This window comes from Staphylococcus sp. GDY8P94P (assembly GCF_017892255.1).
In the GTDB taxonomy this organism is placed as follows: Bacteria; Bacillota; Bacilli; order Staphylococcales; family Staphylococcaceae; genus Staphylococcus; species Staphylococcus cohnii.
Genome location: NZ_JAESKU010000008.1, coordinates 57715 through 81927, shown reverse-complemented (window position 1 = coordinate 81927; position 24213 = coordinate 57715). Strand labels below are relative to the sequence as shown.

General features: G+C 31.7%; 23 protein-coding genes. 15 read left to right on the top strand and 8 right to left on the bottom strand.

Going from position 1 to position 24213, the window contains the following annotated elements; all coding sequences use genetic code 11:
* Positions 1 to 218 precede the first annotated feature (218 nt).
* Complete coding sequence (locus KA926_RS04850; protein ID WP_210143712.1) at positions 219 to 1427, top strand: putative multidrug effflux MFS transporter TcaB; 1209 nt, start codon at positions 219 to 221, stop codon at positions 1425 to 1427.
* A 269-nt stretch (positions 1428 to 1696) separates the two neighbouring features.
* Here KA926_RS04850 and KA926_RS04845 read toward each other — a convergent pair whose 3' ends face one another.
* Positions 1697 to 2245 carry a TetR/AcrR family transcriptional regulator gene (locus KA926_RS04845; protein ID WP_210143711.1) on the bottom strand — a complete coding sequence of 183 codons (549 nt, stop codon included), beginning with the start codon at positions 2243 to 2245 and terminating at the stop codon, positions 1697 to 1699.
* Positions 2246 to 2371: 126 nt separating this feature from the next.
* On the opposite strand from KA926_RS04845, the gene KA926_RS04840 reads away from it, so the two are divergent.
* Both KA926_RS04840 and KA926_RS04835 read left to right on the top strand, forming a co-directional pair.
* Positions 2372 to 3019 (top strand): HlyD family secretion protein, encoded by a 648-nt coding sequence (locus KA926_RS04840; RefSeq protein ID WP_107385104.1) that lies wholly within the window; start codon positions 2372 to 2374, stop codon positions 3017 to 3019.
* A 12-nt stretch (positions 3020 to 3031) separates the two neighbouring features.
* Positions 3032 to 4903, top strand: coding sequence for a DHA2 family efflux MFS transporter permease subunit (locus KA926_RS04835; protein WP_210143710.1), 1872 nt, complete (start codon positions 3032 to 3034; stop codon positions 4901 to 4903).
* A 396-nt stretch (positions 4904 to 5299) separates the two neighbouring features.
* Here the strand turns inward: KA926_RS04835 and KA926_RS04830 are convergent, their stop codons facing one another.
* Entirely contained in the window at positions 5300 to 5935 is a 636-nt protein-coding gene (locus tag KA926_RS04830; protein ID WP_210143709.1) for a hypothetical protein, read from the bottom strand.
* Between the two features lie 272 nt (positions 5936 to 6207).
* Here KA926_RS04830 and KA926_RS04825 point away from each other — a divergent pair, with 272 nt between their 5' ends.
* The gene (locus KA926_RS04825; RefSeq protein ID WP_210143708.1) at positions 6208 to 7113 is read left to right on the top strand and encodes an alpha/beta hydrolase fold domain-containing protein; all 906 of its coding nucleotides are present in this window, start codon (positions 6208 to 6210) and stop codon (positions 7111 to 7113) included.
* Positions 7114 to 7249: 136 nt separating this feature from the next.
* Here the strand turns inward: KA926_RS04825 and KA926_RS04820 are convergent, their stop codons facing one another.
* Positions 7250 to 7657, bottom strand: coding sequence for a hypothetical protein (locus KA926_RS04820; RefSeq protein WP_210143707.1), 408 nt, complete (start codon positions 7655 to 7657; stop codon positions 7250 to 7252).
* A gap of 12 nt (positions 7658 to 7669) precedes the next feature.
* Positions 7670 to 8137, bottom strand: coding sequence for a thioesterase family protein (locus KA926_RS04815; RefSeq protein WP_210143706.1), 468 nt, complete (start codon positions 8135 to 8137; stop codon positions 7670 to 7672).
* Between the two features lie 144 nt (positions 8138 to 8281).
* Here KA926_RS04815 and corA point away from each other — a divergent pair, with 144 nt between their 5' ends.
* Positions 8282 to 9229, top strand: coding sequence for a magnesium/cobalt transporter CorA (gene corA, locus KA926_RS04810; protein WP_210143705.1), 948 nt, complete (start codon positions 8282 to 8284; stop codon positions 9227 to 9229).
* A gap of 74 nt (positions 9230 to 9303) precedes the next feature.
* Positions 9304 to 10350: a type 2 isopentenyl-diphosphate Delta-isomerase gene (gene fni, locus KA926_RS04805; protein ID WP_210143704.1), complete on the top strand. Its 1047-nt coding sequence runs from the start codon at positions 9304 to 9306 to the stop codon at positions 10348 to 10350.
* 133 nt (positions 10351 to 10483) lie between these two features.
* Here the strand turns inward: fni and gltS are convergent, their stop codons facing one another.
* Complete coding sequence (gene gltS, locus KA926_RS04800) at positions 10484 to 11689, bottom strand: sodium/glutamate symporter (RefSeq protein WP_210143703.1); 1206 nt, start codon at positions 11687 to 11689, stop codon at positions 10484 to 10486.
* Between the two features lie 357 nt (positions 11690 to 12046).
* On the opposite strand from gltS, the gene KA926_RS04795 reads away from it, so the two are divergent.
* From KA926_RS04795 to KA926_RS04780, 4 genes are all read left to right on the top strand, one after another.
* On the top strand, positions 12047 to 12370 hold the full coding sequence (locus tag KA926_RS04795) for a PadR family transcriptional regulator (protein WP_210143702.1): 324 nt from the start codon (positions 12047 to 12049) through the stop codon (positions 12368 to 12370).
* Entirely contained in the window at positions 12363 to 12923 is a 561-nt protein-coding gene (locus KA926_RS04790) for an HAAS signaling domain-containing protein (RefSeq protein ID WP_210143701.1), read from the top strand. The genes KA926_RS04795 and KA926_RS04790 overlap by 8 nt, the downstream gene beginning before the upstream one ends.
* Positions 12920 to 13720 carry a DUF4097 family beta strand repeat-containing protein gene (locus KA926_RS04785; protein WP_210143700.1) on the top strand — a complete coding sequence of 267 codons (801 nt, stop codon included), beginning with the start codon at positions 12920 to 12922 and terminating at the stop codon, positions 13718 to 13720. The genes KA926_RS04790 and KA926_RS04785 overlap by 4 nt, the downstream gene beginning before the upstream one ends.
* A gap of 176 nt (positions 13721 to 13896) precedes the next feature.
* The gene (locus KA926_RS04780) at positions 13897 to 15225 is read left to right on the top strand and encodes a Na+/H+ antiporter NhaC family protein (RefSeq protein WP_210143699.1); all 1329 of its coding nucleotides are present in this window, start codon (positions 13897 to 13899) and stop codon (positions 15223 to 15225) included.
* A 139-nt stretch (positions 15226 to 15364) separates the two neighbouring features.
* Here the strand turns inward: KA926_RS04780 and KA926_RS04775 are convergent, their stop codons facing one another.
* Positions 15365 to 15973, bottom strand: a complete 609-nt coding sequence (locus KA926_RS04775; RefSeq protein WP_210143698.1) for a DNA-3-methyladenine glycosylase — start codon at positions 15971 to 15973, stop codon at positions 15365 to 15367.
* Positions 15974 to 16182: 209 nt separating this feature from the next.
* Here KA926_RS04775 and KA926_RS04770 point away from each other — a divergent pair, with 209 nt between their 5' ends.
* Positions 16183 to 16761 carry a DUF805 domain-containing protein gene (locus KA926_RS04770; RefSeq protein WP_210143697.1) on the top strand — a complete coding sequence of 193 codons (579 nt, stop codon included), beginning with the start codon at positions 16183 to 16185 and terminating at the stop codon, positions 16759 to 16761.
* A gap of 71 nt (positions 16762 to 16832) precedes the next feature.
* Here KA926_RS04770 and KA926_RS04765 read toward each other — a convergent pair whose 3' ends face one another.
* Positions 16833 to 18452, bottom strand: a complete 1620-nt coding sequence (locus KA926_RS04765) for a ribulokinase (protein WP_107505084.1) — start codon at positions 18450 to 18452, stop codon at positions 16833 to 16835.
* Positions 18453 to 18694: 242 nt separating this feature from the next.
* Between KA926_RS04765 and KA926_RS04760 the strand changes: the two genes are divergently transcribed.
* The 3 genes from KA926_RS04760 (at position 18695) to KA926_RS04750 (ending at position 22427) form a co-directional block, all read left to right on the top strand.
* Entirely contained in the window at positions 18695 to 19594 is a 900-nt protein-coding gene (locus KA926_RS04760; protein WP_210143696.1) for an ABC transporter ATP-binding protein, read from the top strand.
* Positions 19587 to 20825, top strand: a complete 1239-nt coding sequence (locus tag KA926_RS04755) for an ABC transporter permease (protein WP_210143695.1) — start codon at positions 19587 to 19589, stop codon at positions 20823 to 20825. The genes KA926_RS04760 and KA926_RS04755 overlap by 8 nt, the downstream gene beginning before the upstream one ends.
* A 573-nt stretch (positions 20826 to 21398) precedes the next feature.
* Positions 21399 to 22427 (top strand): aldose epimerase family protein, encoded by a 1029-nt coding sequence (locus tag KA926_RS04750; protein WP_210143694.1) that lies wholly within the window; start codon positions 21399 to 21401, stop codon positions 22425 to 22427.
* 276 nt (positions 22428 to 22703) lie between these two features.
* Here KA926_RS04750 and KA926_RS04745 read toward each other — a convergent pair whose 3' ends face one another.
* Positions 22704 to 23360, bottom strand: a complete 657-nt coding sequence (locus KA926_RS04745) for an MOSC domain-containing protein (RefSeq protein ID WP_210143693.1) — start codon at positions 23358 to 23360, stop codon at positions 22704 to 22706.
* 158 nt (positions 23361 to 23518) lie between these two features.
* Between KA926_RS04745 and KA926_RS04740 the strand changes: the two genes are divergently transcribed.
* Positions 23519 to 24205 carry a ribose 5-phosphate isomerase A gene (locus tag KA926_RS04740; protein WP_210144067.1) on the top strand — a complete coding sequence of 229 codons (687 nt, stop codon included), beginning with the start codon at positions 23519 to 23521 and terminating at the stop codon, positions 24203 to 24205.
* Positions 24206 to 24213: the final 8 nt, after the last annotated feature.

Sequence of the window (24213 nt, the reverse complement as noted above, 5' to 3'; positions counted from 1 at the left end):
GCAGAGAAATCTGGAAACAAGCCAACACCGACTCATGAATAAGTGTCAATTTCTATAATAGTTAATAGAAATTGACACTTTCTTTGTTTTTGAGCTAAAGCTATAATAGTAATAATGCTTATTAATTAATAATTTGTAATAAGTTAGTTAACAATACATAAACAAGTGTAAATATCGTCGAACTGGATATTTCAAGTAATTTTTGAAGGAGTTATAAAATGGTGGATAATCAACAACAAAAGCAATCATTCATTTTTATTTTAATTCTAGGTGCATTAACTGCGATTGGTGCCTTATCGATTGATATGTTTTTACCTGGTTTACCTCAAATTCAGTCTGATTTTAATACGACAACTTCAACTTCACAATTAACTTTATCTTTATTTATGATAGGTTTAGCCGTTGGGAATTTATTTACGGGTCCTTTTTCTGATTCAATCGGACGTAAGCAACCACTTATGATTGCGATGTTGTTATTTACATTAGCAAGTATAGGTATTATTTTTGTAAACAATATATGGTGGATGATCATTTTAAGGTTTGTACAAGGTTTTTGTGGAGGCGCAGGCGCAGTTATTTCTAGGGCGATTTCTAGCGATTTGTACAGTGGCAAACAATTAACAAAATTTTTAGCTTTACTTATGTTAGTCAATGGTGTGGCACCTGTGTTAGCACCTGCTTTAGGTGGCATGATCTTATCATTTTCCACTTGGCATATGGTTTTTGTCATACTAACTTTATTTGGGATACTTATGTTTTTGGGGACTATGTTTAAAGTACCAGAATCATTACCTATCGAACATAGGGACAGTCCTCATATAGCAATTATATTTAAGAATTTTAAACAATTATTAGTAACGCCACGTTTTGTATTACCAATGTTGATTCAAGGTGTTACATTTATCATCTTGTTTAGTTATATTTCAGCTTCTCCATTCATCACGCAACATGTATATGGTATGTCACCACAACAATTTAGTATTATGTTTGCAGTTATTGGTATTAGTCTCATTGTTTCAAGTCAATTGACTGGTAAGTTCGTTGATTATATCAATCGACAAACATTATTACGGATTTTGACGTTGATTCAATTAGTAGGAATTTTAAGTGTAACGATTACTTTATTAAACCATTTTTCAATATGGATTTTATTCTTAGGTTTTATCATTCTTGTTGCACCAGTTACTGGTGTAGCAACGCTTGGTTTTTCTATTGCGATGGATGAACGTACTGGTGGTAATGGGAGTGCATCAAGTTTACTTGGACTTATGCAATACTTACTAGGAGGGGTGGTCTCACCGCTCGTAGGTTTAATGGGAGAAGGGAATTATGTGCCTTATGTCACAATTATCATCATCGCGGGTCTGTTATTAATATTACTGCAAGTGATGAGTTACTTTGTGTTTAGAACAAGGAAACGAACATAAGCGCATATGCGTAAAATCTTGGTGTGACAATGACATCCGTTTAAATAAATTAGATTACTGTCATACTCTGATTTATTTGTATGAGTGATTGAGGTTGGTGAAAATCTATTTGCTTTTGGTATACCATGTTGATCTACAGATACTAGATCATGTTGTACTATTATAGTATCAATTTTTTAATATATGTCTTCGAATAAGTTAGTATAATGAGACTATTAAATTTCTATTATTTTGTAGAAATTTAGTAGTCTTTTTAATTAGATAATTTATTAACGATTCAATTTAATTGTATTAGCTAATAAAATTTGAGCTAAATCTTTAACTGACTGATTACAACCTTCTTTAATCCAAGTATAAACAAGGCCCATTTGACCACCTAGTGCATATATTACAAATTGTTTTTTGTTTAATACATCGGTATAGTCGTCCAAAATTTTAATATAAGTGTCCCGCGTTGCATGCATATACTCAAAAAATAAATCACGATTAGGATATGTGACTAAAATAGCATGGAAATAGCCATAATGACGTTTGATATAACGCAAAATGATTTTGAAAAATTGATATAGTTTAGAGTGATTATCCGCAATTTCTTCAGAACTTTTGTATAGATTTTCTAATAGTGTTTTATATTTTTGAATATGGTGTGATTGTATTGTAGCTAAAAGGTCATATTTATTTACGAAGTAATCATAAAATGTGGTCCTATTTATACCACTATATGCACATAACATTTTGATAGTTATATTTTCAAATGGATGTAACTCGAGTAATGCAATCATATTACGGATGATTTTTCGTTTTGCATTTTGTTTCATAATAACTCCTTCATAGAACATAAATAATGTACCCAACACATTTTATTTAAGTGTCGGTATACTTTTAAATTTCATCTTTTTATAATATACAAGGTGAATTTTAAATGCAAATAGGAGGAAAGTATCATGAAGAAAATGGTATTAATCAATGTCATTACCATTGTTGTGCTTGTAATTATTGGTGTCGTAGGATTCCATTTTTATAATCAAGCAACATCTTTTGTAAGTACAGATAATGCTAAAGTGGATGGAGAACAAATTAAGGTGTCAGCTCCAGCTTCTGGCGAAATCAAGTCACTTGATGTTAAAAATAATGAAAAATTAAGCAAAGGTGATAAAGTTGCAGAGGTTGCTGCTAAAGGTGAAGGTGGTCAATCTCAAGATATGAGTATTAAAATGCCTAAAGATGGCACAATTGTAAAAGTTGATGGCATGGAAGGCTCAATGGCTCAAGCTGGCACACCAATCGCTTACGCTTATAATTTAGATGATTCTTATATAACTGCTAATGTGGATGAAAAAGATATTGCAGACGTTGAAGAAGGTAAAGATGTAAATATTAAATTAGATGGTGAAGACGCTGAATTAAAAGGTAAAGTAGAAGAAGTAGGTAAAGCAACTGCTTCAAGCTTTTCAATGATGCCTTCATCAAATAGTGATGGCAACTATACAAAAGTATCACAAGTGGTACCAGTGAAAATTTCACTAGATTCAAAACCATCTAAAAATGTTGTTCCAGGAATGAACGCTGAAGTAAAAATTCATAAAAATTAAGGAGGTCTTAAAATGACAATGACCTTCATTATTGTTTACGTAGTCATAGCGCTCATTCTTGTCGGTGGACTTAATTTCTTTTTCGTGAAAAGAAATAAGCAAAAATCCACCCAAAAAATGGAACAATCTAAGTATGAAAGCATTGCTTCTAACGAAAGTTATCAATCTAAATTTAAAGTTAAAGACGATAAAGCAACAACAGAAAATCAAGAGCAAAACAAAGGTGAATCTACAGAAGAAAAGTCAGAAAATGCAAATGCTAATAGTTACGCTTCTGAATCATCAACACAAAATGATTCGGATCATGAACAAATCAATCCGAATTCTGAAGAAGCACAAGTAAATGAAAAGCTGAAAGCTAAACATAGTTCATTTATGTTTGGAAAAGGCACTTCTCAAGGAAAAGTTTTAATAGCGATGATTTTCGGTATGTTTATAGCTATTTTGAACCAAACGTTATTAAATGTTGCATTGCCTAAAATAAACACAGATTTTAATATTTCTGCAAATACAGGTCAGTGGCTTATGACAGGATTTATGCTTGTGAATGGTATTCTGATACCAATCAGTGCTTATTTATTTAATAAATATTCGTATCGTAAATTATTCTTAATAGCGATGGCATTGTTCACAATCGGTTCCTTAGTCTGTAGTATGTCAGGTTCATTTACAATAATGATGGTAGGCCGTGTACTGCAAGCAATTGGTGCAGGTATCTTAATGCCACTTGGTACAAATGTATTTATGACTATATTTCCGCCTGAAAAACGTGGCGCAGCTATGGGGACACTCGGTATAGCAATGATTTTAGCTCCCGCTATAGGCCCGACATTGTCAGGTTATATTGTAGAAAATTATCATTGGAACGTGATGTTCTATGGTATGTTCATCATAGGACTTATTTCATTAGCAATCGCCTATATATGGTTCAGAGTTTATCAAGTTACTACAAATCCTAAAGCAGATATTCCAGGCATCATATTTAGTACAATAGGTTTTGGTGCGCTATTATACGGCTTCAGTGAAGCAGGGAATAATAGTTGGAGTTCTCCAATTGTTGTAGTCTCTCTTATTCTTGGTGTCATATTCATTACTGCTTTTGTAATTAGAGAGCTTACAATGCGTGTGCCAATGCTAAGCATGGAAGTTTTAAAATATTCAGGTTTTACATTAACTACCGTTATTAACATGATTGTAACGATGAGTTTATTTGGTGGTATGATTTTATTACCACTTTATTTACAAGACTTTAGAGGCTTTACCCCAGTACAATCAGGTTTATTATTATTACCAGGTGCTTTAATAATGGGTATCATGGGACCGATCGCAGGAAAATTATTAGATACGATTGGTATTAAACCACTAGCTTTAGTAGGTACAGCAATTATGACCTATGCTACGTGGGAATTAACAAAATTAAACATGAATACAACGTATGGTCACTTAATGGTTATTTATATCATTCGTTCATTTGGTATGAGTTTTATCATGATGCCAATAATGACCGCTGGTATGAACGCATTGCCACAACGACTCATAGCACATGGTAATGCTTTATCTAATACATTGAGACAATTGGCAGGTTCAATTGGTACAGCTTTACTGGTTACAGTAATGTCTACACAAACAACACAACACATCGCCTCATATACACAAGATTTAGATAAAACAAATCCATTTATTAAAGACCGTTTACAAGAAATGGCTCAAGCAATGGGTGGAGAACAAATGGCAACTTCACAAGTTTTAGAATTTGTGCAAAAGCTAGCTTCTATTAACGGTGTAAATAGTGCTTTCTTAATAGCTACTTTATTAAGTGCTTTGGCATTTATTTTGAGCTTGTTCTTAAAAGGCAAGTCACATTATATTTCAAATGAAGAATAAGTAAAAAAATCAGTGAAGTAACATCACTGACTAATGAATAAGCGTCAATTTCTATAATAGTTACGTAGAAATTGACGCTTATTTTGTTATTAATACAGTCTGAGTTAATATTTTCATATAGTTATAGCGATTAGGACAAAAATTTGTACTAAGTTGATTTATTTTACATTATCAGTGAAGCTAAATCGTCTTTATAAATGCGCAAGTTAATTAGATAATATACATGCTATTGATTGTAGTTTTGAAAAATTGCTTGTTCAAAAATCCACTTAATCGATGCACTAATCGATTAAGTGGAGGCAAAAAAAGCCCGCAAATGAATTTTTTTAGTCATTCATTTACGGGTGTAATCAATGATAGTATATGTATCAGCTTTTTGATAAAGTTTAAATGAAGTTATATTCTAGGTTTTCGATTTCTAAAAAATAAACTAATTAAAAGTAAAGCGATACTACAACTTAATAAAATAAAAGCGTTATGGATTGCATTTGACTCTGTTAATATTTGAGTTGAATCAACAGTGATATAATACTGATTCATTGAATCAGCAATTCTTGTTGCAATATTTTTAATCAATGCAGAAAAACCGAAAGTAATTGCAAGCATGATCGCTATGATAAACATGTTAACTATTTTCAATATCGTTTTGTTAAAAAACAACGTAAAAAGAGTTAAGATTAAACTTAATATACAGGAAATAAAAAATACATAAAATACAAGTATCAAGCGATCAATGCTTGTTTGTAAGTTATCGATACTTTCAACATTGATATTTAAATTCGTTAAGTTATTGATAGTTTCTTGAAAATTTGTTAATTCTTTAAAATTAACCGTTTTATCTACAAAAACTAAATTGAATATAGGTTCCTTAAACATACTATAACCTGAAATAGCAACTAGAATTAAAACGATAACTTGTATGATAAGGCTAACCCAAGATTTTTTCTTTTTTCCATAACGGGCGCCTCGTTGCATTGTTTCACTCGTTAAAGTATGTTCAAAATCTTTAAATTGGTGATTGTTTGCGGTCATAACTTACTCCTTTCATTACATTAGATGGGGATCTAGTTATTTTATGACTTTTATTTTGTTATAATATGTAATAACTGTTACATTTTAACCAATGAAGTTGGATAATTTAATTTTTAGTATGAATTGTCATACTTTTAAACTTCAATATCTATTATAACTTCGTTTTTATGTCATTATTTTTATTTTATCATATAATTTATTTTAAATGCTGAATTGAAACAAAAATTCTATAATTCTAAAATTTGTTACAAAAAAGATAGGGATGATTATGAATGAAATCAAGACTAACAACAAAATTTGTTAATAAATACTTATTGCCACATCGTTCAATTATATTTGATGACCAACAAAGCTTTGAAAAATTTTTACAAAAAAGATTAACGATGAATGAAAAAAAGCACAAGCAACCTGAAACTTTAAATGTAAAATCAGACTTAGAAAAACAAATGATGGATGATATGCAGGTGTTCAGATTTCGCTTTAGACACAGTCAACAAAAGAAAATATTATATATTCACGGTGGATATAATATTTTACAACCTTCTGCATTTCACTGGAGATTTATGGATAAACTTGCGTTAAGTACTTTAAATGAAGTTATTTTGCCAATTTATCCAAAAGCACCCAAATATCTTGTTGAGGATACTTATGCTGCAATTCATAAAGTGTACCAACAATTATTAACAGAATGTAATAATGAAGATATTATTGTGATGGGAGATGGAACTGGAGGCGCATTGGCGTTGAGTTTTGTGCAACAGTTAAAATCAAATAATCAACCTTTACCAGCTAAATTGTATTTGTTTTCACCGATGCTAGATGCTCAATTGGATAATGAAAATATTACAGATGATTTAATCGATAAAGATGTCATTATAAATATAGAAGGTTTACAAAAAATTATGAAAGTATGGTCTGGAAATCTTCCATTAAACGATAGTAGGATATCACCAATTAATGGAGAATTATTTGGTTTACCACCCATATATTTATTTGGTGGTGGAAGAGAGATTTACTTACCAGATATGAAAAAATTGGCTTATATGTTAGAAGATATGCGTCAGCCAGTTCAACTGTATACTTTTAAAAAAATGGTGAATGCATTCGCATTATTACCTATTAGAGAATCGCATAAAGTTGTGAAAGAAATCGTCAATACAATTCACGATAAACGTTAATGTGGAAGCATACACTCGATTTTTAAAATGATGATAAGGCTACGAAAAATTAAAAACAGAGGCGGGGCAGACACCAAATATAATTTTGTTGATATCGCCTTGCTTCTGTTTTTATATGCTCAAATAATTCGGTCAATTAATGGTGATTATTCATTGTTGTATCAAGGACAGTTAATATAGATTGTGTCCCTTTTAGCTTATAGTATTGCGCTATAAAGTCGTTAAAATCTTGCGTTGGTATATCCATATTGTTAAATTTCGAGAGATATTTTTCATATAGTTGTGTTTCTTTTTGAACAAAAGTTGTGTAACGCTGTATAAAAGCTGCTTCTACATCAATTTGTTCCACTAATGAAGTAATAGTATCTATAGCTTGTTTTTGACCTTGGTAGTAACTAATATCAAAACCGCGTTTAATCAATTGACTATCAGGTCCATTAATGACCAGCTGTTTGTTTTGATTGAGTTCACTAAGTGCAGCTTTCATATCATCATTTAAATCATAAAGTTGCACTTTGATTGTGTCGATTAATCCTTGTGACATATTTATCACTCCTTATCTTGAGATACCGATTTTATGACCTAATTGTTTTGGCCATTCGATTAATAGTTGGTTATCATAATAATTGCTAATTTGGTCAGCAAATGATTGAGGGAATGGCGCTGTTTTGTTGATTGTGCGATCAATCCCTAACATCATTGCTTCATTTGTTGCTATATTGCTGCCGTCTTGGTTCGTCATAACAGAAAAGAAATGTAAGCTTTTTTCATTATAATCATAGATGTAAATTGTAATGGTAAATGTGTCATCTTCAGTTAGTTCAGATAAATAAGCTGTTTGTTCTTCAACAGTGAATAGTGTGTAATTTAACTTGGTACGTTCTTCTAAAGATAAACCATGTGTATAATTAAATTGATTGATAGCTTCGCTGAAGACCATATTATAATTCGCATCATGTACATGACCGTTATGGTCAATCATATCGGGTGTCACATTGTTGGAAATTGTGAAAGGATTTTTCATTGTTACATCTCCTTTAAAACTTTAATTGTTAAAATAGACATATTTATATTATTTAAGCTAACCTAAGTTTACTAAAAATTGTATATAACATACACAAATAGTATTTCATGATAAAATAAAGAAAATTGATTATAGGGGTGACCTATGGCTATAACAATTAGATACTTATCTTCTGAAAATACATTAGCAAGCGTTAATTGTTTAGAAGACATTCCTGAAACAGCGCAGTTTATATGGTGTGATTTTAACCAACCAACCGAGGCTGAAAATACATTTTTAAAAACACGTTTTAACTTTAATAAACTTGAAATTGATGATACAGTGAACGGGACACCGAGAGCTAAATACAAAGCATATGACACATATCAGTATATAGTTGTTCATGATGTAGCTTCCGAGAATTTTAGTGCAAAAGCATTAAATATTTTTATAAAAGATCGTTTGCTTATTACATACCATCATCAGCCATTTGATATTTTAAAGAAGATAGAAACTACTTTCAAAACGCAAACAATACGTAATATTCTCCCAACATATATGTTTATCTTGGTGTTAGATTGTTTAGTAGATCGTTATTTTGAATTCGTTTATGCCATCGAAGATAAGGTGTATGACTTCGAAGACAGTGAAAATATGAATGGTTCTATGAAATTTGCGATGGATAATGTATTTAAAATACGTTCTGAGCTAATTAAATTAAAGCGTGTGATTTATCCAATGACAGAATTAGTTAATCAATTAAAAGAAAGTAATCAATTATTATTAGATGACAAGGATAAACTTTATCTTCAACATATTGATGATCATATGATTAAACAACAAAATATTTTGAAAATATGCCAAGAAATGACAAATGAAATAAAAGATAATTTGACATCATATGCTTCATATAAAATGAATCGGATTATGCAAGTCCTTACCTTGGTCTCGGTTGTTTTTTTACCATTGACATTAATTACAGGTATTTATGGTATGAATTTTATAAATATGCCAGAATTAAAATGGCAATATGGTTATTATTTTGTTTTAGCACTTATGCTATGTATTAGTATAGGTTGTGTGATTTATTTTAAAAAAGAAAAATGGTTTTAATAACATAGTATTATATTAATAATACAGTTTTAAACTGACTTGAGTAAAATAACTATTGAGGATTGGAGTAAATAATGAGCGATTTAAAAAGAGAACAAAGAAAAAATGAGCACGTTGAGATTGCAATGGCACAAACGGATGCTACAATCTCAGATTTTGATGAAATTAGATTTGTACATGATTCTATTCCGAGTATAGATGTAAGTGATGTTAATCTTGAGCATTCGCTTAAAGATTTTACACTTAGTCAACCACTTTATATTAATGCGATGACTGGTGGCAGTGAATGGACGAAACAAATTAATGAAAAATTGGCAATTGTGGCTCGAGAAAACGGTATTGCAATGGCAGTTGGTTCTACACATGCAGCGTTACGTAATACTAATATGGCATCATCTTTTACAGTCGTGCGTGACACAAACCCAGAGGGGATTATATTTAGTAACGTGGGTGCCGATGTACCTGTTGATAAAGCTGTCGAATCAGTAAAATTGCTAGATGCTCAAGCATTACAAGTACATGTGAATGCACCACAAGAATTAGTCATGCCTGAAGGTAATAGAACCTTTTCTACATGGATGGACAATCTTGCGCAAATTGTGGAACGGGTAAATGTTCCAGTAATTGTCAAAGAAGTAGGGTTTGGTATGAGTAAAGAAACAATCAAAAACTTATATGAAATTGGTATTAGGTATGTAGATGTGAGTGGACGTGGTGGTACGAACTTTGTAAATATTGAAAATGAAAGACGTGCATATAAGGACATGGACTATTTAAGTATGTGGGGACAAACGACTGTGGAATCATTATTAGAAAGTACTGCTTATCAAAAAGATATGGATATACTTGCTAGTGGTGGTGTGCGCTCTCCTTTAGATGCTGTGAAATGTTTAGCGCTTGGCGCGAGTGCAGTTGGTATGTCGCGACCATTTTTAAATCAAGTTGAACAATATGGTATTACAGAAACACTAAACTATACAGAACAATTCACTGAACATATGAAAAAAATTATGACGATGCTAAATGCACCTACAATAAATGATTTAAAAGGTTCGAAAATGATCTTTGGTCCTAAATTACAATCTTGGATAGATCAGCGAAATATTGATATTTCTAATTAATATCTCATAAAGAAATCATTTTTGTAGGTTAGGTCATTAACTACTGTGTTGATTTTCGTAAATGAAATGATTATAGAAAAAACCTGAGACATTATGTCTCAGGTTTTCTTATGTTAAAAATCAAATGATATCATTAGAATAGATTGATAAATGTAGTAACGATTGGGACACCAAGCAAATCAATTAAAAATGCGCCCACAATTGGTACGACAAGATATGATTTTGGTGAAGCTCCGAATTTCTTGGTAATTACATCTAGGTTTGCCATAGCATTTGGGGTTGCACCAAGACCATGACCAATAAAGCCACCAATCATTACAGCAGCATCGTAATTTTTTCCTAAACCGCGGAACACGATAAATATAGAGAATAGCACGATAAACACGACTTGTATTAAAACGATAATAATTAAAGGTAAAGCTAATTGATATATTTCTGTAAGTTGTATACTCATCAAAGCAATAGATAAGAATAGACTTAGTGATATGTCGCTAATTTTATCCACGAATTTCATATCAATAAGATTTAAATTATTATATTCAGAAATATTTCGAATAATTACCGCAACAAACATTGCACCAACATATATAGGAATGTTAATACCTGTTAAATCAGAGAATGTATTTCCTAAATATGAGCCAATAGCCATACAAATGGTTACAATCGTAAATTGTAAGAAAAAGATGGTTGTAGAGTTCATGCGATTATGTAAATATTCATTAGATTTTACGTTACCATAGTCTGTCGTAGTTTCTTCTGCGTGTTCTGGTTTTAAGTTATATTTAGTGATTAAAAATTTTACTACTGGGCCACCTACTAAACCACCAGCTACAAGACCTAATGTTGCTGCTGCTAAAGCTGCGGTTAATGCAGAATCAAAGCCCATATCGCGTATGGTTTGGCCATAGGCGGCAGCATTACCATGACCACCTTCCATAGACATAGAACCTGCTGTCAAGCCTAATAATGGTGGTATGTTTAATACTTTTGCTAATGAAATACTAATAAGGTTTTGGAAGACTGCAAGAAAACCACAAAATATAAAATATAAAATAAGTACTTTCCCACCCAAACGTAATAACTTTAATGAAGCGCCTAATCCAATTGTTGTAAAGAACGCAAGCATAAAGAAGTTTTGTATAAATTCAGAATCCAGTTTGATTGTTATGATATTTGTAGATTGTAATATTGCAACTAAAATCGAGAAGATTAAACCACCGATAACAGGTGCAGGAATACAAAGCCTTCTTAATATTGAAATATGGTTAACAATATATATACCTAAAAGGTATAACAAACTTGCGATTGCTAAAGTAGTAATTGCATCTAGCTCTAGCATTTTCAATCCCCCTTAAATTTCAAATGAAACTATCCTATGTGTCTGGTTATATAGATGGAGTCATGTGCAAAATGACAATAAAGAAAGTGCTTACAAAACTCCATGCTATTTATTATACATATTTAAATAGTATAAATCTAGTTTGGAATTATATATTAAATAGAATAAATAGAGATTGTTTTATTTGTAATTTTCAGATAATCATTCTCTTGTCTAATACGCAAAAATAGATGTTAGAAGAATGAATACATTGCTTATATATAACATAGTACCTTGCAATGTATAGTAGTCTGTGTTATATTCTTTTCGACAGCTACTGTGTAATGTATAGTACTGGATTTACATAGGAGGTAACATATGAATAGTCAATTTAAAAAGGGTGCGTTAGAGCTTATTGTGCTGCTCATTATCAAAAGAAATGACCAATACGGTTACTCGCTCGTTCAAAATATTTCGAGACATATGAGTATTGCAGAAGGAACAGTGTACCCATTGCTACGAAGATTAGTGAAAAATGGTGAACTCACGACGTATTATCAACCTTCTTCAGAGGGTCCAGCAAGAAAATATTATAAAGTGACTGACCAAGGTAATGACAGGTTAGTTGACTTATTACATGAATGGCGATCATTTTCGAATATTGTAGAAGTATTTATAAAGGAGAGTGAATGGAATGACTAAAAATGAATTTTTAAAACAATTGCATAGACATTTGAAACATGATTCTGATGCAGAACGACAAGATATTTTAAATGAGTACGAAACACATTTTTATAGTGGATTAAAGGAAGGTAAAACAGAAGCACAAATTTCAAAAGAACTAGGTGATCCTAGAACTTTAGCTAAAGAAATGAATGCGACAGCTGCTGTAGAAAAAGCTGCTGACAGTAAAAAATTTGGCGACGTTGGGAATGCCATTTTTGCAGTGATGGGTTTAAGTATATTAAATTTCTTTGTAATTTTAGTACCATTTATTTTCGTTTTGAGCATCGTTGTTTCATTAATTGTAACGACAATTTCATTCGTTTTAAGTCCAATATTGTTATTAGTGAAAGGATTTTTAAGTGGATTTGAAAATGTATTACTTTTTGATGTATATGCAGTAGGTGCACTGTTTGGAATGGGATTAATGTTATTTGTGATTACGTATTTAATTTCTAAAGCATTTTATTTAATTTGTGTGAAGTATCTCAAGTGGAATATAAGTGTTGTGAAAAAGAGTGGGATTTCATGAAGAAAACATTGATTAGTCTTTTTGTAATAGGATTAATTGTAACGATTGTTTGTGGCATTGGCGTGATAAACCAATTTCAAGTAGAAAGTAAAAAGTCGAAAGAAGTCACAGAGAATTATCATAAAGCATATGATGAAAATAAAGTGAAAAAACTCAATGTAGATTTGAACAATAGTAATTTAAAACTTAAAAAAGGTGATCAACTCAAAGTTGAATCACGAGGTTCTAACGACAAAATAAATATGGATACTACTATAAAAAACGGTACGTTATATGTGAAAGATAAACCATTAGACAGCAATGTCGATATTACATTTATGGACTTTAAAAATAATGATGTCATTATCACATTACCTAAACCATTAAGCCATTTAAATGTTAATACTGAATCTGGTTCGATTATGATTGATCAAATAAAAGCAGATTATGCTAAGTTATACGCAGATGTTGGAAAATTGAATATTAGTCATGCAAAATTTGACCGTTTAATTGCTGAAGTTGATGTTGCAGATATGTATATGGCAACGACTCAATTTAATTCTGGTGAGTTCGAAGCTGATACTGGATCAATTGATATCAAAGATATGCCAGCTGATAAGCCGATTAAAGTGAAAACGGATGTGGGCGATATAGCAATGGATTACACGGATAAACAGCCTAACAATACACGTATAGAATTTGATAGTGACGTTGGAGAGTTGGATATTAACAATCACTTGTTTAAAAACAAACAAGTAGGAAATGGATCAAATCTCATTCATATTAAAACAGATACAGGTAATGCTGAAATCAACTAAATTTGAAATATTAATTATTAAGTAACAGAGTGTGAGCATAAGTCAATTTGGCTTTGACTAATGCTCACATTTTATTTTTAGCATGAGACGTGACGAGATTTTAAATTTCTGTGTTTACTCATTTTTTGATATACTATAAGCCATATAAAATTACTAGGTTTATCAGGAGGAGTGTTATGCAGGAATTGAATAGAAGTGATAAGCAATATGGTGTTTTAGCACTTCTACCATTAATCATATTTTTAGGGTTATATATTGGTGTAGGCATCACTTTTACTATAATGGGTAAAGAAGATGCGTTTGATCAATTACCAAGACATGTTGCTATTTTTATCGGCATCGTTATTGCTTGGACATGCTATGATAGAAAAACGAAGTTTTCTAAAAAGGTAGAAATATTTACAGCGCATGCAGGCAATTCAGGTATTGTTAATCTAGGCTTGATACTCTTATTAGCAGGCGCTTTTTCTACGGTTACATCGGAAATGGGCGGTAAGTCAGCGATGGTGAATATGGGGCTTACTGTTATCCCGCCAAGTCTACTCATACCTGGTATATTCATTATGAGTGGTTTTGCTGCGCTAACGTTGGGTACTTCTACGGGGGCGCAAGCTGCTTTTATTCTAGTAGGTGTTGCTGTAGCTCAAGCTGCTGATTTAAGTGTCGCATCAGCAGGTGCCGCTGTTATTGCAGGTGCATATTTTGGTGATAACCTATCCATTATTTCAGATACAACGATTGCAGCTACAAATGGTGTCGGTGCTAAGATGAAAGATAAATTTAAGATGAATGTGTTGATTGCGCTACCTGCTGCACTTATTACTGCAGTTATATATGCAATTGTGGGTGGAACAGGTAAAGTGGAAGGTGACTTAAGTTTTAATTTTATAAATATACTGCCGTATTTATTTGTACTTATAGCAGCAATCGTAGGTTTAGATGTGATTTTAGTGTTGATCATCGGTATCATAATGGCAGGTGTCATTGGTTTGCTTCAAGGCAATTTGGGCATATTCCAGTTTACAAAAGCTATTGGTGAAGGTATGGAAAGCATGTTCCTTATTTTTCTTGTGGCGTTTTTAGTTTCTGGACTTGTGGCGTTAATTCGCTATTATGGCGGTGTTGATTGGATTATTAAAACAATGAAAGAAAAAGCAAAAGGCCGAAAAAGTGCAGAATATGTGATTAGTTTAATGTCCGGTGTGCTTTCTGCTGCTTTATCACATAATACGTTAGCAATTTTAATTTCTGCGCCTATCGCTAAAGAAATTGGAGATGAATATAAGGTTCCGCCTAAACGTATGGCAAGCTTATTAGATATATTCGCATGTTGTGCCTTAATGCTACTGCCCCATGATAGTGGTATGTTAATGGTTGAACAATATGGAGATGTTTCTTATATAGAAGTTTTACAATACACATTTTATCCTGTGATATTTGTCATTTGTACGGTTATTACGATACAATTTGGTTTACTTGATAAAGACAAAAATCTTTCTAAATAATTTTTGCTTTAATTAGATTGATTATTAGAAAGTGAAAATGAAATATCGCAGACTAGGCATTCAAAGTGAGCGTTTATAATTTAATAATATTTTAGGGAAGCAGAGATTATATTAAATTTTAATCTCTGTTTCCCTTTTATTATCGCCATGTATCTTGTGGTGGTATGGTAGTACGTTTTGAAATTCTTGAAACGTAGGGATTGCCTTTAACAATAAAGCGAAGTGGTTTATGTGTCCATTCACCTTTATTAGGAATACCAATTCTCGGTGTTTCCTCAATGTGTTTAGGATGTTTACGATTTTTAGTATCTATTTTTAGATTGCCTTCATTTAATCGTGAACCATCCAAATGCCTCGGTATATTAAAAGCTTTAGTCCATTTTCCTGGGCCATTTGTTAATTCAAAGCCATCTTTGTTTCTATTTGAACGCATAGCCTCAATATTCTCTTCTGGTTCAACAGCACGTATCAGGACACCTTCAGGTACACCTTCTAATTGTGTTACGAAGTTGATGAGTAAATGCGTATGCATCACATGTGCATAAATAGTGCCACCAAGTTTATATAATGATTCAACTTTGGGTGTGCGTTTGCCATTAAATCCGTGAGCGGCTTGATCCTTTTCACCAACATAGGCTTCTGTTTCAACGATGTACCCAGTAAATGTATGTAAATCATCTTCGAAAATGACACGTACACCTAATAAATCTTTGGCGATAGTGATTGTATCACGTTGTAAAAAATCCATTTATTAATCCTCCATATAATAGTTTTCGAAATTAAATGTTTTTAAAAATTTTTTATTAAATTGTAAAATTGTGTTACAAGCATGTGGGAATTTTGATAGAATAACCTTATAAGTTTACTAAAAATTAAAAACTCATAAGTTAAAGTATCAATGACTATATTAAAGTTAAATGAACATTATATCAAATGTACTTGAAACGGGGGAGCAATTTGGAAAGAAAAATTGGATTTGGAGAAGCATTAAAACTATTTTGGAAAAATTATTTTAACTTCAAAGGCCGTGCACGCAGAAGTGAATATTGGTATATGGTTTTATGGCATATGATTTTTCTAGTACCAGCGTTTGTTGTATATTTCATTGGTTTGATTGCATTAATTAGCGCTGCTGCTTCTCAATCTGAAACGGCCATTATAATAAGCGTAATTTTTCTTATTATCAGTGTGATATATATAGCTGTGTACGGATTAGCTACTTTAATACCTAATTGGGCGATATTTATTAGAAGATTTCATGATACAGGTAGATCGATGTTACTACCACTTATTTATTTAGGTATTTCAGTGTTTTCATATATCATATTTACAGTAATAGCTATACTAGATTCAGATTTCAATCATATGGCAAGTGTGATTTTCATCGTATTGATATACGCATTCTATATAGGTTTTGGTATTTATGCGCTAGTCGTTAGTTGCTTGGATAGTGAACGAAAAACAAATAAATATGGTCCAAGCCATAAATATGCAAACCAATATACTAAAATTGATGACATGTATAGAGAGCAATAGTTAAAATAAACCCAATTATGACAAGTCAAACTGTTAGACTGTTTTTTGTCATAATTGGGTTTTTATAAAGTTTAATTATTAATATATGATAAATTTGGATAATGTTTTCCTAATACGTCATGCAAAGCTTTGTAGCGTTGAAAAAGTACTTCATATTGTTTTACCTTTTTTGGATCAGGCTGTAAACGGTAATAAACAGGTTGTTTCATATGATGTACTGTTTCTTCAAGTGTTTGATAAGCACCACCTACATTTGCACCTAACATTGCTGCACCTAATGCTGTAGCATTGGAAGAATCCATAACGACGACTTCTTTATTTAAGACATTAGTATATATATCTACGAGTAATTCGCTTTTAATTGGTATACCACCAGCAGCATAAACAGTATTAACCGGTATTTGGTTATCTTCAAATTGTTGCATAATTAACTTAGTTCCAAAAGCCGTTGCTTCAATATAAGCACGATGAATCATTTCGAATGGTGTTTGTAACGTTAAGCCAAAGATACTACCAGTAAGGTTACTGTTGCTTAATATACTACGATTCCCATTATGCCAATCTAAAACGGTTACGTGCTGTTGATGAATTGGTATCTCAGAAGCTAAATTTTCTAAGTGTTCTAATATAGTAATACCTTCTTTTTCAGCTTGTTTTACTATGGACGCTGGGGCCTGACTAGCTGAATAACTAAATAAATCACCAACTGCAGCTTGACCAGCTTCATAAGCATATAAACCTGGGATAATTGCATCTTTGACTGATCCTGTAATCGCAGGAATTGCAACTTGCTTAGCATCGAGCATGAGATGACAAGTGCTAGTACCTATAACAGGTGTGAATTCACCCTGTTCGATTGCACCAACGCCGAGTACTCCTGAATGCGCATCTATAATATAAGGAGAAATTTGAACTTTATCTGATAGCCCCCATAATTTTTGATAATAAGTAGTTAAAGCCCCTGCACTTTCGCCAATATTTATCACCGGTGCCTCACATTTATTTTTTACAATTGAAGGTAAGTCTTTATCTACTGCTTCAAAAAACGAATAATTAAAGCCATCTTTTTCGTTGTAAAAACCTTTGAACCCTATGCCACAATTTGAACGAATATTGCGATTGGTTAATAAACTAACAATATAATCTCCAGCCTCCATAATATATGCACTTTGCGCTAAAATTTCTGGCGCTTTGTGTTTAACCTCTAATATTTTTGGAATCATCCATTCACTATTAACACTATGACCATAAAAGTCTAACCAATTTGCGTTATATGTGTCATTTATTTTTTTCATAAATGTCGCTTCTTCATGAGCACCATGGTGTTTCCAAAGCTTAACATAAGCATGTGGTTCATCTTTTAATGATTCATGTGTATGTAATGGTTTGAAATGTTCATCTAAAAAGACAATCGTACAACTTGTGAAATCGATTCCCATACCAATTACATTTGATGGATCAATTTTACTTTCTGATAAAACGTGTTGAACACCTTTTTCTAATATATTTGTGTAATCTTCAGCGTTTTGTAAAAAATAATTATGCGGTAAATCATGGCCGTTCAATGAACCTGAAATTGTACCATGAGGATATGCTTCTATGTAGCTAGAAATAATCTCACCATTGGAGGTATCTACGAGAAATACACGACCAGATGCTGTACCAAAATCGATCCCAATACTGTAACTCATGCGGCATTGCCTCCCAATAATCATTTTAATAAGTTCTGATTACTTATTTAATCTAATAATAGTGCTTGCTAAAATCATTGTAAAGATAACAACGTTTTTAGATAATAATGGAAGTTAGAGTTGATATGAATCATCATATAAATAGCTTGAAAAGCTAAAATACAATTTGAAATGTATATTTAAGGTGCGAAATGTTATTATCAATATATATTCATTCGACTTTAAGGGAGGGAAATCTTATCATGTCCTTAAAAATAGCAAATGTTACAAAAAAATATAAGGATTTTACAGCAGTTAATGACATATCGATAACTTTAGAATCAGGAAAGATGCTAGGATTTTTAGGACGTAATGGTGCAGGAAAGACGACAACTTTTAGAATGATACTTGGTTTGACGCCGATTACAGAAGGGCAAATTTTATATAAAGATAAAGCAATTGACCAATCAATATATGATAAAATAGGATATTTGCCTGAAGAACGAGGGTTACATCCGAAAATGAAAGTAGAAGATGAATTGAGATATCTAGCTACATTAAAAGGGATGAAATCAAAAGAGATAAGCAAATCTATTGATTATTGGTTAAATCGTTTTGATATTGAAGAAAATAGAGAAAAGAAAATAGAAGCGTTATCTAAAGGAAATCAGCAAAAAATTCAACTCTTAGCAAGTATGTTACATAATCCAGAATTATTAATCTTGGATGAACCTTTTAGTGGTTTAGATCCAGTTAATGTTGAATTATTAAAATCAGCCGTAAAAGATTTAAATGATGCAGGAACGACGATTATTTATAGTTCTCATAGAATGGAACATGTAGAAGAACTATGTGATGATGTTTGCATTTTGAATAAAGGTGAACTTGTTGTTTCTGGGCCAATTGATGAGGTGAAAGCAAATCATGGCAATAAAAGCGTTATAATTGAAACAAATCATGTGATGTCAGAAATAGATGATATTACTGGTGTTATCCAGGTTGAACGTAATAAAAGGGAAATAAGAGCGTTGATAGAAGACGAAGTGATTGCTGAAGAAATATATAATATTGTAGTTCAGTATGGTTTTGTCAAAAGGTTTCAAGTTATAGAACCAACGTTAAATGAGATTTTTATAGATAAAGTAGGTGATGCAAATGGATAAATTTTGGGCTACTTTTTCACTTACGTATAAAAGTAAAGTAAAAACAAAATCATTTATGATTTTCACTGCGATTGTAGTTGTATTAATGTTGGCAGCCGCTAATATTAATAAAATCGTCGATCTATTTGATAATGGCCCTGATAAGATTGGTATTGTAGTTAATCAGGACCAAGTATATAAAGTGATTAAAGCACAAAGTAATCACCTTGATAGTGATGCGAAATTTAAAAAAGTGACTAAATCACAAGCACATCAACAAGTAAAAAATGAAAAGTTAGATAAAGCGTATGTCATTGATTTGCATGATAATCACAAACTGACTGGTAAAATTTTAAGTAAAGATACCGTGTCAAAAACAGATGAACAAAAATTACAAACTACTTTGTCAGCCGTTCAAACCAAACTTGTGGCATCTAGTTTAAATCTATCTGAAGATGAGCTAAAACAATTGCAATCCCAAAGTGAAGTAAGCTCACAAGTGCTTTCAGATAGTGCGAACGAGACAAATTTAAGTGAGTCACAAAAAGCATTTAATACGATTATCGTTTATGCAGGCATTATGCTCATGTTTTTCATAATCATAAATTATGCCAATCAAGTGGCAATGGAAATTGCAACTGAGAAGACCTCACGTGTCATTGAAATGATTATCACAAGCATATCTCCAGTAACACACATACTTGCAAAATTGTGTGGCGTCATCGCTGTGGCATTAACACAAATTAGTATTTTCATTATTGTAGGCATCATAAGTGTGTTGCTATTTGATATTGGAGATATGCTTAAAGGATTTGATGTTGAGCCTAATGATCTAACAGTACAATTAATTATCGTAGGTATACTTTCTCTTATTTTAGGTATACTTTCTTATATTATATTGGCCGCTATATTGGGTTCGATTACTGCACGAATCGAAGATATTAACCAATCACTTATGCCGATGACTTTGATTAGTATCATTGCATTATATATGGCAATGTTTGGTGTTATAAATCCTGACACGACACTCATAAAAGTTGCAAGTTTTATTCCTTTATTATCTCCCTTTATCATGTTTTTACGTGCATCAACACCTGACGTAGCTACTTGGGAAATTGTAGTAAGTATGAGTTTATCAATATTAACAATATTTATCTTGCTTTATATTGCAGTAAGAAGTTATAAAGATACAATATTAAGTTTTGATAAAGGCTTGTTAAAGTCTATGAAACGTGTCTTCAGTAAAAATTAAAGTGTGTTAACAATCATTAAGATAAGTTATAGATAAACCAATAACTTTTTGTAGTGTATTAAAATATATGAGAAGGGGAGTGAAACTAAAACAACATAATGGTTTCATCCCTACTTTTTTATAAAAAATACTTGGAAGCGTGATTTGCAAGTGCATTAAATATGCTAAATAAATCATATCTATAAAAAACTAGAAAAAACATCACAATTTTAAATAATATTTGATAGAATTAATAATTAGTATAGATAATGATTTGGTTAAGTTGTTACACTATAGGAAAGTAAGATAACTACCTAGGGAAGTAGTAAACTGTTTTAAAATTTTAAATATTAGTGAATGAAGTATTTTGCTCAGTAAATGGGGACATATTGAGCGCATATTTATCTAAGCTAATTTAAAATGCTGTGCAATTCACTTTAAAAATAATGCATTATTAAACTGATGAGAATATTGTATCTTGTTTAATAAAGCAAGAATGATGTTCGTTACAGTTGTGATTGAAGTTTTATTCAAGATAAAGCTGAAAGTTAAAGTGAATAATAATATGTTTGGTTCGAAAGGGAGTAATTGATGATGTTTGCAAAAGTAGAAAGACAAAGTAATGGTATTGACTTAATTAAAATAGACAATGAAGCAACTAAGATTGTTTTCACGAACTATGGCGCCCGTATCGTGTCATGGAAATATGATGATAACAATATTGTATTAGGTAATGTGGTAGAAGCGGATGAATTCTATCAACAAAACCCTTTTTATTTTGGTGCTACTGTAGGTCGTTATGGCGGACGTATAGCAAATGCTGAGTTTCATTTAGATGGTACAACGTACCGATTAGATACAAACGATGGTGAAAATAATATTCACGGTGGCTTTAAAGGTATAGATAAATGTTATTTCGATTATGAAATATTTGAGCAAGTAGGCCAAGTGAAAATTGTATTTTCTACCACAATTCAGCAGTCAGATGATCATTTCCCAGGAAATATCAATTTAGAGGTGATACATACTTATGATGTTGACCACAAATGGACAATTGAGTATAAAGCTGTAGCTACCGAAAAAACAATTTTTAATCCTATGAATCATGTATACTTTAATTTGAACAGAGACAATAACGTCATCGATAATCATAGCATCTCAAGTTCAGTATTAAAAATGCACTTATTAGACAATAATCATTTTGTAACAAAACAAGAACCATTAAATTTAGAAAGTGTGTTTGAGCGTAGTCAAATTCAATTTAAAGATATTTTTAATAGTGAACACCATGATATTCAAGCACAAATGAAAAGATATGGTGGTCTGGATCATCCGTTTCAAATTGGAGAGCAAGGTATGACAGTTGAAAATAAGCATTTTCAACTGTCTGTTGAGACAGATATGCCTAATGTCGTGATTTTTACTTTTAATGATACTACGGAATGGGAAAGTGACTTTAATATTTATAAAGCACATTCAGGATTTACATTAGAAACGCAATGCATCCCCAATGATATTAATTTGTATGGAGAAAATGCGCCATCAATATTAGAAGCGAATCAACCTTTTTATTCTAAGACTTCATATAAAATTGCTGAAAAAACAGGTGGGGAAGCAGAATAATATTACTGTGGTTGAATCAAGTACATTGAAGTGATTTAAAGTAATGCAAAATAATCAAGTGATACTTGTGAATAAGCAACCGACGTTTTATAATATCGTGCTATAGAAGATAGTTTAAAAGAAATACTCAGGTTAGTGAATCTGTATGAATATCATATTTTGTCAGTTACTTAACCTGAGTTTAATAAGTGTATAATATTTACAGATGCTTGTTGTACAGGTATCTGTTTTTTTTTATTACGCATTGGAATATGGTATTTTAGCATATTGTGAGGTTTATTTTTGAGCGCGTTTTAGATACTTTTCTAATTTGCGTCGTCTTTCTTCAGTTAAATAAGGATTTTTTAAGGCATAGACTAAGCGCGCAACATTTTTATTATCATTGTAATAAATATCATTGAGTTCAAATACAGATAAAAGGGAATCTTGCTCTCCGTATTTTATGAGCTGAAGATGAGATGAGTCGCTAACGAAACCTTCTTTAACGACTCTAAGGTAACAACCAGTTTTACATGAACTGGACATACGTTTAATAAGGTTAGGAATTTTATACTTTTCTTGTATTTTCCAACAAGGTTCTCTAATCTCTGAAACTTCGATAATCGCTTCACCTAATTGAAATTGATCACCAAAATGTAAGTCTTTTTCATCCAAATCTTTGACAGTTAAATTTTCGCCAAACATTGCAAACTCTGGTAAAACCGAGACATCATCTTTCCATAAATTATAATTTTTTTCACTATATAAACACACAGCTTTATTGGGACCGCCATGTCCTTTGTATTCTTGCTCATCTTCAGAAAAACCTGTTTTTGAAAGCCACATTCTACCGGTGAAAGGCTGTTTGTTAAGTGCTGAACGCATCGGTCTTTTAGAACTATAAGGTAAATCTTCTATTTTTCCTGTAGCAATCGCTTTTAAATCATAAATCATGACAATCCCCCTTGTTGGTTATGTATTATTATTGTAAAGCACATATTTGATTATGCAAGAAGATATATTAATTTAAAATTTATACATATTTTTTAGCTATGTATTTTTTTCAATCTCATGTACAATAAAGGTGAGAGTAAGTTATGTAAAGGGGACGCATTATGGATACGAAACAGTTGAAAATTAGTACATTTAATGACGCGTTAAGCCAAATCAGCGACGGTATGGTAGTTGGAATTGGTTCTGGTTCAACAATAGAGTTGCTTGTCCCAAAATTAGCTGAGAAATTGAACCATGAACAGATTGATATTACAGGTGTATGCACTTCTAATAAAACCGCTTATATCGCCAAAGAATTAGGTATTCGAGTAGTGGATGTCAATGATATTGAGAAAATAGACGTTGCAATTGATGGTGCAGACGAAGTGGACAACAATTTGAATTTAATTAAAGGTGGCGGTGGCGCATTATTTAGAGAAAAAGTGATTGATGCCATGGCGGAAAAATTTATTGTTTTAGTCGATGAATCTAAGTGTGTATCATATTTAGGTGAAACGTTTAATTTACCTGTAGAAGTAGATAAATTTAATTGGTTATTAGTTTCTAAAAAAATTGCAGCTTACGATAATTTGCAAGTGGTACGTCGGATGGTGGATGATGTCCCATTTATCACTGATAATGGAAATTATATTCTTGATGTTACATTGAATTCATCTATCGATCCTTATGCTATGCATGAATTTTTAATTCATTTAGTAGGTGTCTTAGAAACTGGATATTTTATCGATGTTACAGATCAAGTCATTATAGGTACACAAAAAGGTGTTAAAATTTTAAATAAATAATAATTTGG